Raw genomic sequence first — 11778 nt, 5'->3', positions numbered from 1 at the left:
CGCCGAGTAGACAGACTTTTGTATTTTTGAAAGACCAAGAAGCGCACTATAGATTGTTGTGTGTTCGTTACCATGAAGTGTTTTTTCGCGTCCACTTAGGTAAGCGTTGAATAGGTCGCGCAAACGAATCTTTCGTTCTTTCAGTTTCATCAGTGTTTCAACATCTCCGTTCCTGTTCATTTCCTTCAACATCAACTTCATTTTTCTGAGCGTGTCTTCTGCATTTGGTGTTTCGGGGTACACGCTTGATGAAATTTGAAGTCGTTTCACTGAAGCGAATCGTGTTTGAATCTGTACCACATAGCTTCCCTGATTCGCTACCCTGTAGAATCCCTTGAGATTTTTGTTAAACTTGGTGGTCATTTGGGTCTTGGTTACGAATTCGGTTGGCTAAATTACTATGGAATTGACGAAAGTCTACATCAATAGTAGCTGTAACTATACTAATGTCAATGACTTACGAGGGTGTGTTGTATGAAAGAATACCAAGCCGTGATTCTCCGTTTTTCACGTCATGCCCGCGACGACGAAGACGCGCTCACCGATTTGCTCAATGAACGCAGCCGTGGCGGCTGGGAACCCTCGCTCATTACACAGGATGCGACGCGGGTGACCGTGATATTTGCGCGGCGTTCCGAGCCAGACCGCTGAAGCCCGGCGGGGTGATGGAGGTGCAGTTTTCTGGCGCGGCCCGCGAAGTGACGGGCTCGTGCCACATCGTGCGGGCGAACGGCAAGACCGTCGTGATCGACTGCGGGCTCTTTCAGGGGCGCCGTGCGGACGTGCACCGGAAAAACTCGACCCTTCCGCTCCCGGTGGAGCAGATTGACGCGATTGTGTTGTCGCACGCGCATATCGATCATGCCGGGCGGATTCCGTTCTTAGTGCGGGCGGGGTACCGCGGGCCGATTTTTGCCACCTCGGCGACAGTGGATTTATGCGAAGTGATGCTCGCAGATTCCGCGCACATTCAGGTGAAGGACGCGGAGTTCCTCTCGCGCCGCCGGAAAGAGCACCTCGAGCCGCTGTATGAGCCACGAGATGTCGAGGCGACACTTGAGCAGATGCGGCGGACGCCGTACCGGACAATCACGGATATCACGGCGGGAATACGCGCCACGTTTTTTGACGCGGGACACATTCTCGGGTCAGCGTCCATTGCGCTGGATGTGAGTACTGGGGCGACATCAAAGCGGCTGGTGTTCAGTGGAGACGTCGGGCGGTCAGGGCTCCCGATCATTCGGGATCCCGAGCCGCCGCCAGGGGCCGACGTGGTGATCATGGAGAGCACCTACGGGAATCGCGATCACGAAAGTGTGACGGGCGCCAAGGCGCAGCTCGCTGCGGTGGTGCGAGAGACGGCGGCGCGCGGGGGCAAGGTGCTGATTCCGGCCTTTGCTGTTGGGCGCACACAGGAGCTCGTGTACGACCTGCACCAGCTCGCGGATGCGGGAGAAATTCCCCGGCTCCCAATTGCGATCGACAGTCCACTGGCCACCAAGACCACCGACGTATTTAGTCGGAATGCGGAGTTGTTTGACGACACTGAGCCCTTTGTGCGTTCGCATCGGAAACTCGGCGAAGATCTTTTTCAGTTTCCGCTGGTTCGGTATACGGAGAGTGTTGAGGCGTCCAAGGAACTCGATCGTCAGCACGGGCCGATGGTGATTATCGCGGCGTCTGGCATGGCGGAGTCTGGCCGGATTCTGCACCATCTCCTGAATGGCGCAAGCGATCCCCGCAACACGATTCTCGTTGTGGGATTTATGGCGGAGCACACCTTAGGCCGGCGCATCGTTGAACGCCACCCGATGGTAAGGGTGTTTGGTGATGAGATTCCCCTTCGCGCGGCCGTGGAGATTATCGAAGGCTACAGTGCGCACGCTGACCGAACCGAGCTTTCCGCTTGGATTGATGGCGTGCGCGCGCAATCGCCGGCACTCACGGACGTGTGGTTGGTGCACGGGGAACCGCCGGCGCAGGACAGCTTGGCGGCGTCGCTGACGGCAAAAGGGCTTCGCGCGCACTGTCCGACGGCGGGGACGCGCATCTCGATTTAGCGGTTTCCGCGCGTCGTTGCTCCCGCCACCGGTGCGGGTCGAGTAGTTTGCGCCGATGGACCGTCCGCACCGATCGTACTTTCGTTCCCGCGCGTTTCTCATCCGAGTCGCGATCGCCGTGGCGTTTGGGTGGTTCGTGTCGATGGCGACGGTGCTGACCTGGGCGCTCGAAGACGATGCGCAGCACGCGGACGCCATTGTTGTGATGGGCGCTGCGCAGTACAACGGCCACCCCTCCCCAGTGTTGCGCGCCCGACTCGACCACGCCATAGCGCTCTGGCAGCGCGGACTCGCTGCACGCATGCTGCTGACGGGAGGCACCGGCGAGGGTGACGTGGTGAGTGAAGCGGCGGCCGGACGAATGTATGTGATGTCACGCGGCGTTCCCGACACGGCCATTTTGCTCGAAAACGAAGGGCGCACCTCGTCGCAGTCATTGCGAGCGGCCGCCGATCTCCTTCAGGCGTACCGGATGCGCTCGGTCATTATTGTGAGCGATCCGTTTCACATGCTCCGACTGGAAATTCTCGGGCGCCGGTATGGGCTTGATCCTCTCACGTCGCCTGCGCTCCCGACACCAGGATCACGTCGGCTCTTCCGGCAATGGGCGACGCTCGTGGTGGAATCGCTCAAGGCGCCCCTCGCGCTGTTCATCGACTGGTAAGTCCCCCTCCTCACCGCCATGCGAATTCCTATTAATTCCTACCGTCTCGACAACGGTCTCCTCGTGACGGTGTCGCCCGATCATTCGGCGCCCATTGTTGCGGTAAACCTCTGGTATCACGTCGGGTCGGCAAACGAACGGGCTGGGCGGACCGGATTTGCGCATCTCTTTGAGCACATGCTGTTTCAGGGCTCGGAGCACGTGGGATCGAACGAACACTTTGAGCTGATCCAGCGCGCCGGCGGAACGCTCAACGGATCGACGTGGCTTGATCGCACGAACTACTTCGAAACAGTGCCGTCGAACCAACTGGCCATGGCGCTCTGGCTCGAGGCAGACCGGATGGGCGCCCTGCTGCCGGCGATGACGCAGGAGAAACTCGACACGCAACGGGATGTTGTGAAAAACGAACGGCGGTGGTCGGTGGACAACCAGCCGTACGGCACGTGGTGGGAACGACTGCCGGCGCTCGCCTTTCCGGACACGCATCCGTTTCACCATTCGCTCATCGGCTCGATGGACGATTTGAGTGCCGCGAGTCTTGAGGATATCGCCGAATTTTCCCGCACCTTCTACACGCCAGACAACGCGGTGTTGACCATTGCTGGCGACGTCGATGAAACCGAAGCTCGGCGGTTCGTGGAGTTGTATTTTGGGCCGATTCCAAAGGGCGCGGGAAAACCACCGCTGGCACCAATGGATGTGCCCAGAACCTTTGGCGAATGGCGTCGCGTCACAGTGGAAGACGACGTCATGGTGCCGAGGCTCTTTCTGGCATTCCGGTCTCCGGTGTTTGGGCATCCGGAGTACTATGCCGCGAGTGTGTGCGCGACGATTCTTGGCTCGGGAAAGGGGAGCCGCCTATATGCTTCGCTTGTTCGAGAGACCGAGTTGGCGTCCGATGTTGGCGCTTTTACGTATGATCTCAGCAAGGGTGCCGACCTCCTGATTGCTGATGTGACGGCTCGTCCTGGCGTGAGCGCGGAGCGCCTTGAAGCGGATGTGGCCGCCGAAATTGATCGCTTGTACCGAGAAGGGGTGACCGCTGATGAAGTGCAGCGCGCCCTCGCGTTGATTGAAACGGGCTATGTCTCGGCGATGCAGTCGGCGGGCGATCGCGCCGACAAGCTCTCGATGTTTGCGACCTATTTTGGCGACCCGGCGCTCGCCAACGAGCAACTGGAACGGTATCAAGCGGTGACGGCCGCCGACGTGACGCGGTTCATCACCTCGTCACTCGGCGAGGACAACCGCGCGTCATTGCTGTTTGTGCCGCGCAACGCGTCGGAGGATATCGCATGACCACCTCTCCCAGACCGGGCGCCGGCGCGCCCCGCCATTACGAATTTCCACACACCGAGCGCGTGACGCTCGACAATGGCCTTCGCGTGGTAGTCGCGAACATTCCACGGCTCCCGCTCGTGACCGTGCTCGCGTTGGTGGATGCGGGATCGTCCAACGATCCGGCGGGGCGTGAAGGCGTTGCCTCACTGACCGCACGTGCGCTGACGGAAGGCACCACCCGACTGGACGGTGCGGCGCTCGCGCTTGAAATGGAACGCCTCGGCTCCGGGATTGATTCCGGCAGCGACTGGGATGAAGCGATGGTGCATCTCACCGTTATGCCGACGCGGCTTGAGCGGGCGATGACAGTGATGGGAGAGGTGTTGATGACACCCGCCTTCGCACCGCGCGACGTCGAACGTTTGCGCGCGGAACGGTTGGCGGATCTGTTGCAGCAGCAGGTGGAGCCGCGGAGTCTGGCGCACGACAAGTTCAGCGAAGTGGTTTTTGCGGCAGGTTCGCGTTACGGCGTTCCGTCGAGTGGTAGCACGGCAACGGTTGCACTTCTCGACGCCGATGTTGTGCGCGCATTTCATGCGGCGCGGTATGGGCCACATACGACCACATTAATCTTTTCTGGCGACGTTACGCTTGAGAGAGCCGTGGCGCTGGCGCACGCAACACTCGGCGGCTGGACACAAACGACCGTGCCGCCGGTGGCGATGAATGACCGACCGCGTCACGAGGGACGCCGTGTGCATCTCGTGCATAAGTCCGATGCGCCGCAGACCGAGCTCCGTGTGGGGCATGGCGGTGTGCCGCGCGGGCATCCCGACTATTTCCCCATCACGGTGATGAATGCGCTCCTCGGCGGTTTGTTTTCGTCGCGCATCAATCTCAACCTTCGCGAAAAAAACGGATATACCTACGGTGCGCGCTCCGGTTTTGATTGGCGTCGCGGCGCCGGGCCGTTTGTAGTTTCCACGGCGGTCAAGACGGAAGTCACGGATGCCGCCACCCGTGAGATTCTCGGAGAGATTGCACGTATGCGAGAGGAAACAGTCAGCGCCGACGAACTCTCGCTCGCGACCGCGTTTCTCGACGGCGTGTTTCCCATTCGCTACGAGACAACCCAAGCCGTTGCCCAAGCGATGGCGACCGCGGAGACGTACGGGCTCGACGCCGACTATTACTCGAGATACCGCGAGCGCGTGCGGTCGGTGACCGCCGCCGATGTTCGACGCGTCGCGCGTGAACAACTCCACCCCGATCAACTCGTGGTGGTGGCGGTGGGTGATGCTTCGGTTATTCGCGGCCCACTTGAGGCGTTACAGCTTGGCGCGCTGCACATTGAGGACGCGACGGTATGACCGATATCGGAAAGATTGGAAGCCGCCGTCTGCACACGGGACGCATTATCAATCTCGATCTCGACGAGATTCATTTTCCAGATGGCTCTACCGGGTCGCTCGAAATCATCCGGCACCCAGGGGCGAGTGCGGTGGTCCCACTGCTGTCGGATCTTCACGGCAGCGACCCACAGATTCTGCTGATCAAGCAGTACCGCTATGCGACGAACGGATATCTGTTTGAAATCCCGGCAGGTCGCCTCGACGGTGCCGAGACACCGGAAGCATGTGCGAGCCGCGAGTTGAAGGAAGAAACAGGGTGTTCGGCCGGTAAACTGGTGTTTCTAACGTCGATGTGGACGACGCCAGGTTTTACGGACGAACGCATCCATCTCTTTATGGCAGAAGGACTTACTGCAGGAGACTCTCGGCGCGAGGCAGACGAATTCATTGAGACGGTGCCGGTTTCCTTGTCGCGTGCCCTCGAGATGATCAAGACCGGAGAGATTCAGGACGCAAAGACGGCGCTTGGGATCTTGTATGTCGCCGGATTCAAGGCAGGGAAGTAGGAGCGCTTCCTAAACGTCTCATAAAAGGGACGCCCCACTCTCGATTCGGGGACATTTGGGAACGTGCCTAAAGTTGGTATGTCTTTGATTTGTAATGCTTTACAGTTTGTGTATACGGTGATTCCATGCGGCACGGGAACTGCTCTTTCATCTGGCAGAGTGATGACCCTCTGTCGCATGGAGAGCCAACATGGGAACCGCCGCACTAAAGCTCGAAGCTCGCCCCGCGTCTCGCATTCGGCCGTTTGCCGAGCTGCGAGCGCTTGATGATACCGCCCTCGTCAAGGCGTACCTCGCCGGCGAGAGCCACGGGTTCGACATCCTCGTTGAGCGCTACCACGTGCGCCTGCTGAACTTCGTGTACCGCATTGTGGGCGACCGCGAGCGTGCCGAGGATCTGGTGCAGGAAGCGTTCGTTCGCGTGCACCGCCATCTCGCGCGGTTTGACCGCACGAAGAAGTTCTCGACTTGGGCGTACACGATTGCATCGAACCTGGCCAAGAACGAGCTGCGGAATCGCTCGCGCAATCCGCTCGTGCTGTTCTCCTCTATTACACAGGGGTGGGACGACGAAGAGCGGCCGCTGGAGTTCGAAGACCCCAACGCACGCCCCGACGATGACTTCCGCCGCCGACACATTCGCGAGGCCGTGGAGGAGAGCGTGGCAAGGCTTCCAGAGCACCACCGCGAGGTGTTTGTGCTGCGGGAGCTTGAGGGGCGCAGTTATGAGGAGATTGCGGAGATCACGAAGTGCAATCTCGGTACCGTAAAGTCGCGCCTGAACCGTGCTCGGAACTCGTTTGCCGAGATCGTGGCACCGGCGCTGCGGTAACGGTCGGGAAGGTCTTTCAGGCGGTCCATTGGGGGCGGGGTAGGGCTGGTGGCGGAACTCGGTCGGCAACACCGGGTACCGAAGGGGGTCGAACCCCAGCTCAATGGACTGCCAGACTTTCCGACGCCTTCATACCAGTTTTGCCGACGACGCCCCGTGTGATACGGAGGCGTTGTCGGTTCTTGCGCACGCGGATATCTGCCCCTGTTGCCGTGATCTGCACAGTGCGCTCCGTCGCGGCCTGATGATCGCGCGCTCGCTCCCGCCGGTTCGGCCATCGGCCACGTTCCACGAGCGGTTGCGGGTGGCGATTGCCTCGGAAATGGCCTCTCCCCGCCACGTCCCGACCGTGCGCCGGGCAGTATATTTTGCGCATGGCTCCCTCGGCGTTGCGGTCTCTGAAGGCCGCACTGGAGAGCGGCGCGTTCGCGCCAGCGTATCTCTTTCTCGGTGACGACGATTACCTGAAGGAAGAGAAGGTGCGCGCGGTGATGACGGCGGCGACCGACCCCGCGACGCGCGACTTCAATCTTGAGGTGCTCCGCGCGACGGATGTCGATGCACGGGCCATTGGCACGGCACTCGCGGCGCTCCCGATGATGGCAACGCGGCGCGTGGTTGTGATTCGCGATGCCGGCGCACTGAAGAAGGATGCGCGGACCGTGTTGACCAAATACCTCGAGCACCCCGCCCTCGACACGGTGTTGGTGTTGGTGGTCGCGTCTGGGACAAAAGCGGACGATGCCTGGGTGGAGCGCGCCGAAACGATCGATTTTCGATCGCTGACGGAAGACGAACTCGTGAAATGGGTGCTGCAGCACACAACGCAACTCGGCGTGGCGATCACGCCAAGCGCGGCGGTGTTGTTGGCGAACGCCACCGGAAACGATCTCGCGCTCCTCGCGGGCGAAATAGACAAGGCACGCAACTTTGCTGGCTCGGAGCCGATTGACGATGCTGCGGTGGAAGCCACGGTTGGTGTGCGGCACGGCGAAACCCTTGGCGATTTGCTGGATCGGGTTGCAGATGGCGACGGCATTGGCGCGATCGCGTTGTTGGAGCGCGTATTGCTCCAGCCCAAAACGACCGGCGTCTCGGTGGTGATGGCGCTCACGACGCAAACTCTGGCGATTGGCTGGGCGTTAGCGGCGAAGGCGCGCGGGCTCGCGCAACATCGGCTCGAAAGTGAGTTCTACGGACTGCTCAAGGAAAACAGCTCGTCTCTTACCGGACGGCCGTGGTCTGAGGCGGTGAAGGCGTGGGTCCGCGGGACGCGTCATTGGGATGAGGCGCGTGTTGCCGCTGCGTTGCGGTTGCTCCTTGCGGCTGATCGAGCGCTTAAGGACGCAAAGGTGTCGTCAGAAGAACAAATGCTCACCTCGCTTTTGCTTGCGATGACCGCGCGCGACACACGACGGAGTGCGGCATGAGTTCACGGTCCGTGCGATTATTGATTGGCGTCACGACCGCGCTGTTCTGCCTCGCGGTTTCGGGGATACAGACAGTCGCCGCGCAGGGACGTGCGCCACTCGATTCGGCGTTGGCGCGCGCGCGCCGCTTGGTAAATGAGGGGAATAGTGTTGCTGGGCGCGCGGTGGTGGACTCGGTTCTTACGGCGACCCCGGAAGGGAGTGCGTCGTATGCCGAAGCGCTCTATTGGCGCGCTTCGTTGGCCGACGCCACGGACCGGGCGCGCCGTGATTATCTGCGCTTAACCGTGGAGTACGCGACATCGCCGCGCGCCGCCGATGCGTTGCTGCGGCTGGCGCAGATGGAGTTTGGGCGCGGTGACCGCGGTGCGGCACGCCGGTTGTTGGATCGCCTCGCCTTTGAGTACGGCGACGGACCAACCGCTGCGCAGGGTGCGTATTGGAAGGGGCGCGTGCTGCTTGAGGACGGCGCCTTACTCGAGGCCTGTTCGTCGTTCGCGCTCGCGAAAACAAAAACGGGTCAGAGTGATGTTGAGTTGGCGGGGCAGATTGCGTTCTATTCACAGCCGTGCGCGCGCGCCAAGGCGGATGCGGCCGCTCGTGTGGTGGCGGATTCTGTTGCGCGTGCGGATTCGCTGGCCAAAGCGCTCGAGAAATCCCGCGCGGATTCGCTCGCGAAAGCTGGTCGTGGGGCGTCACCGAAGTCTGGCGGTGCGCACACGAAAGGGCCCGCGTGGTCGGCTCAGATTGCGGCCTTTGCGGTGCGCGAAGATGCCGAGCGACTTGCGAAGCGCCTGAGTGCGCGAGGACATGATCCGCGCGTGACGGAGTCGAAACCGTACCGAGTGCGCATTGGCCGCTTTGGTACGCGCGCCGCCGCCGCAGCGTTGGTGGAGAAGCTGCGCGCCGCAAAGATGCAGGCGATCGTTGTGGAGGCGGAACGGCCGTGAGTCGAGACACGGCGACGCCGCTCATGCAGCAGTACCGGGAGATCAAGGCGCGTCATCAACACGCGATTTTGTTTTTCCGCATGGGCGACTTCTACGAAATGTTCTACGAGGACGCCGAAGTGGCGTCACGCGCGCTCGGGTTGACGCTGACGTCGCGCAACAATGGCGGATCCGCCGAAGTGCCGTTGGCTGGTGTGCCCGTGCGTGCGGTTGCGGAATATTTGCGTCGTTTAGTACAACTCGGCCATCGTGTTTCGATTTGCGAGCAGGTGGAAGATCCGAAGCTCGCCAAGGGTATTGTGCGTCGTGAGGTGGTGGAGACGGTGACGCCTGGGGCGGCCTATAGCGATGACCTGCTCGACGGTGGGCGCAATAACTATTTGTGCGCGATGCAATGGACGTCGTCATCGGTCGGCCTTGCGGCGGTGGATCTGTCGACGGGTGAACTGCGACTGGTGGTAACGTCAGCGACGGATGCGGAAGCTGCGCTGGCGCGACTGATGCCGCGGGAAGTCATCCTCCCGTCTGGGCAAGACGACGCAGCGCGCGCGGCCCACGCGTTTGACGCATTGGTGACAGTGCGGGAAGGGTGGGAATTCGATGCGGCGCTCGCGGCAGATGCCCTCGCCGCGCATTACGGGGTGCAGTCGCTCGAAGGGTTTGGGTTTGGTGCGGCCGACGATGCCGCGGTTGGTGCAGCGGGGGCGTTGCTCCGGTATTTGCGGGAACTGCAGCCATCCGGTGTTCCCCATCTCGCACGGCCCGTGATTGAACGGCCGGGCGGCGTGATGCCGCTGGATGAAATGACGCGCCGTAATCTTGAACTCACTGAGTCGCTGCGCGGCGGTGACACGGCCGGCACGTTGCTCAGCGTACTGGATCGCACGCAGACACCGATGGGTGCACGCCGGTTGCGGCAGTGGATTCTCTCGCCGCTCACTGATGTTGATGCCATCACGCAGCGCCTGGATGCGGTGACGGCCTTTGTGGATGACGCGATGGCCCGTGCGGCGTTGCGCGATGCGTTGGATGGCGTGCGTGATGTGGAGCGACTGGCGGGCAAGGCCGCCGCGAATCGCGCGACCCCGCGCGATCTTCGCGCGCTCGGAGATTCACTGGCGCGTTTGCCTGATGTGGCGGTGGCGCTCCGTCGCACCTCGGTCGCCGGGGCGCTGCAGCGCATTTCCGCGGACTGGGATTCCTGCGAGGAGCTCGCGTCGGCGGTGCAGCGCACACTGGCCGAACGGCCTCCCATCGCCATTGGTGACGGAGGCGAAACGATTGCCGCTGGTGTGGACGCAGCGCTTGATGAGTTACGCGCGGTAGCGACGGGCGGCAAAGATGCGATTGCGGCGTTACAGGCGGCGGAGCGCGAGCGCACCGGTATTTCGTCGCTGAAGGTGGGTTACAATCGCGTGTTTGGCTATTTCATTGAAGTCACAAACGCCAACAGTCATCTCGTGCCGGACGACTATCAGCGCCGGCAGACGCTGACGGGCGCCGAGCGGTATGTGACGCCGGCGCTCAAGGAGTTTGAGGAGAAGGTGCTGCACGCGACGGAGCGGATTGAAGCGCTCGAGCGGCAGCTGTTTGAGGCGTTGCGGAGCCGGCTGGGGCAGGCGATCGGTCGGTTGCAGGGCGTCGCAGGCGCGCTTTCGCAGCTCGATGCGCTGGCCGGGCTGGCCGATGTGGCGGCGCGTGAAGGGTATGTGCGACCTGCGGTGCATGACGGGCCGGCGCTGGAGATTGTCGGCGGTCGGCATCCGGTGGTAGAGCGCATGATGCCACGGGATCAGTTTATTCCCAACGACGTGACACTGACGCCTGATGCGCGGATGATCATTTTGACCGGTCCGAACATGGCCGGAAAAAGTACCATATTGCGACAAATTGGACTGATTGTCTTAATGGCGCAGATGGGGAGCTATGTCCCCGCGACGCGCGCGTCGGTGGGGGTGGCCGATCGCGTCTTCACGCGCGTTGGGGCGAGTGATAATCTGGTGCGCGGTCAGTCGACGTTTATGGTGGAGATGAGTGAGACCAGTGCCATTCTCCACACCGCCACCGTTCGGAGTTTGGTGCTCCTCGATGAAATCGGCCGCGGGACGAGCACGTGGGACGGGGTGAGTATCGCGTGGGCCGTGAGCGAGCATCTGCACGAACGCATTGGGTGCAAGACGGTGTTCGCGACGCATTATCACGAGTTGACGCAGCTCGCCGATGAATTCGTATCAGTTCGCAACTATAACGTGGCTGTCAAAGAAGTAGGGGACCAGATCCTCTTTCTGCATCGACTGCTGCCGGGCGGGGCGGATCGCTCCTATGGCATTGAGGTCGGACGGCTCGCCGGACTGCCGGATGCCGTCATTGCGCGGGCTCGCACGTTGCTGAAGCTCCTTGAAAGTGAGCAATTAGCGGCGGCCCTCGCGGGGCGTGGTGCCACGCCCGTACCGGCCAGTCCGCGCGCCGGCGCACCGGCGCCTGCTACGGCACAACTGGGACTGTTTGGCGGGGCGCCGCATCCGGTGGTGGACCGGCTACGGCTTCTCGAAGTGAATAGCATGACCCCGCTGGAGGCGCTCGCCCTGTTGGCCCAGCTGAGCGCCGAAGCGAAACAGGAACTTCCGTCGTAACTTTCCG

11 protein-coding genes are annotated in these 11778 nt (G+C 61.6%); 10 read left to right on the top strand and 1 reads right to left on the bottom strand.

The window, feature by feature from the left end:
* Positions 1 to 363 (bottom strand): hypothetical protein (locus NTZ43_15415; GenBank protein ID MCX5768607.1); only part of this gene is annotated, 363 nt, incomplete at its 3' end.
* Between the two features lie 111 nt (positions 364 to 474).
* Between NTZ43_15415 and NTZ43_15410 the strand changes: the two genes are divergently transcribed.
* The 10 genes from NTZ43_15410 to mutS all read left to right on the top strand — a co-directional run bounded on the left by NTZ43_15410 (position 475) and on the right by mutS (position 11771).
* Positions 475 to 651, top strand: a complete 177-nt coding sequence (locus tag NTZ43_15410; protein MCX5768606.1) for a hypothetical protein — start codon at positions 475 to 477, stop codon at positions 649 to 651.
* 14 nt (positions 652 to 665) lie between these two features.
* Positions 666 to 2060, top strand: coding sequence for an MBL fold metallo-hydrolase (locus tag NTZ43_15405; protein MCX5768605.1), 1395 nt, complete (start codon positions 666 to 668; stop codon positions 2058 to 2060).
* A gap of 55 nt (positions 2061 to 2115) precedes the next feature.
* Positions 2116 to 2724, top strand: a complete 609-nt coding sequence (locus tag NTZ43_15400) for a YdcF family protein (GenBank protein ID MCX5768604.1) — start codon at positions 2116 to 2118, stop codon at positions 2722 to 2724.
* A gap of 18 nt (positions 2725 to 2742) precedes the next feature.
* Complete coding sequence (locus NTZ43_15395) at positions 2743 to 4026, top strand: pitrilysin family protein (protein ID MCX5768603.1); 1284 nt, start codon at positions 2743 to 2745, stop codon at positions 4024 to 4026.
* Entirely contained in the window at positions 4023 to 5378 is a 1356-nt protein-coding gene (locus NTZ43_15390; GenBank protein MCX5768602.1) for a pitrilysin family protein, read from the top strand. The genes NTZ43_15395 and NTZ43_15390 overlap by 4 nt, the downstream gene beginning before the upstream one ends.
* Positions 5375 to 5926: an NUDIX hydrolase gene (locus NTZ43_15385; protein ID MCX5768601.1), complete on the top strand. Its 552-nt coding sequence runs from the start codon at positions 5375 to 5377 to the stop codon at positions 5924 to 5926. The genes NTZ43_15390 and NTZ43_15385 overlap by 4 nt, the downstream gene beginning before the upstream one ends.
* A gap of 190 nt (positions 5927 to 6116) precedes the next feature.
* Positions 6117 to 6758 (top strand): sigma-70 family RNA polymerase sigma factor, encoded by a 642-nt coding sequence (locus NTZ43_15380; protein MCX5768600.1) that lies wholly within the window; start codon positions 6117 to 6119, stop codon positions 6756 to 6758.
* A 374-nt stretch (positions 6759 to 7132) separates the two neighbouring features.
* A complete protein-coding gene (gene holA / locus NTZ43_15375) occupies positions 7133 to 8188 on the top strand; it encodes a DNA polymerase III subunit delta (GenBank protein MCX5768599.1) in 1056 nt (351 codons plus the stop codon).
* Positions 8185 to 9138, top strand: coding sequence for an SPOR domain-containing protein (locus NTZ43_15370; protein ID MCX5768598.1), 954 nt, complete (start codon positions 8185 to 8187; stop codon positions 9136 to 9138). Before holA ends, NTZ43_15370 begins: the two co-directional genes overlap by 4 nt.
* Entirely contained in the window at positions 9135 to 11771 is a 2637-nt protein-coding gene (mutS, locus tag NTZ43_15365; protein MCX5768597.1) for a DNA mismatch repair protein MutS, read from the top strand. The genes NTZ43_15370 and mutS overlap by 4 nt, the downstream gene beginning before the upstream one ends.
* The last annotated feature ends 7 nt before the right edge of the window (positions 11772 to 11778 follow it).

The sequence above is a fragment of the Gemmatimonadota bacterium genome (assembly GCA_026387915.1).
In the GTDB taxonomy this organism is placed as follows: Bacteria; Gemmatimonadota; Gemmatimonadetes; order Gemmatimonadales; family Gemmatimonadaceae; genus Fen-1231.
Note: the sequence above shows the minus strand (reverse complement) of the source record. Positions and strands in the feature narration are given on the sequence as shown.

Coding starts and splice junctions, on each gene's coding strand:
- NTZ43_15410 (MCX5768606.1), top strand. CDS start 475: ATGAAAGAATACCAAGCCGTGATTCTCCGTTTTTCACGTCATGCCCGC.
- NTZ43_15405 (MCX5768605.1), top strand. CDS start 666: ATGGAGGTGCAGTTTTCTGGCGCGGCCCGCGAAGTGACGGGCTCGTGC.
- NTZ43_15400 (MCX5768604.1), top strand. CDS start 2,116: ATGGACCGTCCGCACCGATCGTACTTTCGTTCCCGCGCGTTTCTCATC.
- NTZ43_15395 (MCX5768603.1), top strand. CDS start 2,743: ATGCGAATTCCTATTAATTCCTACCGTCTCGACAACGGTCTCCTCGTG.
- NTZ43_15390 (MCX5768602.1), top strand. CDS start 4,023: ATGACCACCTCTCCCAGACCGGGCGCCGGCGCGCCCCGCCATTACGAA.
- NTZ43_15385 (MCX5768601.1), top strand. CDS start 5,375: ATGACCGATATCGGAAAGATTGGAAGCCGCCGTCTGCACACGGGACGC.
- NTZ43_15380 (MCX5768600.1), top strand. CDS start 6,117: ATGGGAACCGCCGCACTAAAGCTCGAAGCTCGCCCCGCGTCTCGCATT.
- holA (MCX5768599.1), top strand. CDS start 7,133: ATGGCTCCCTCGGCGTTGCGGTCTCTGAAGGCCGCACTGGAGAGCGGC.
- NTZ43_15370 (MCX5768598.1), top strand. CDS start 8,185: ATGAGTTCACGGTCCGTGCGATTATTGATTGGCGTCACGACCGCGCTG.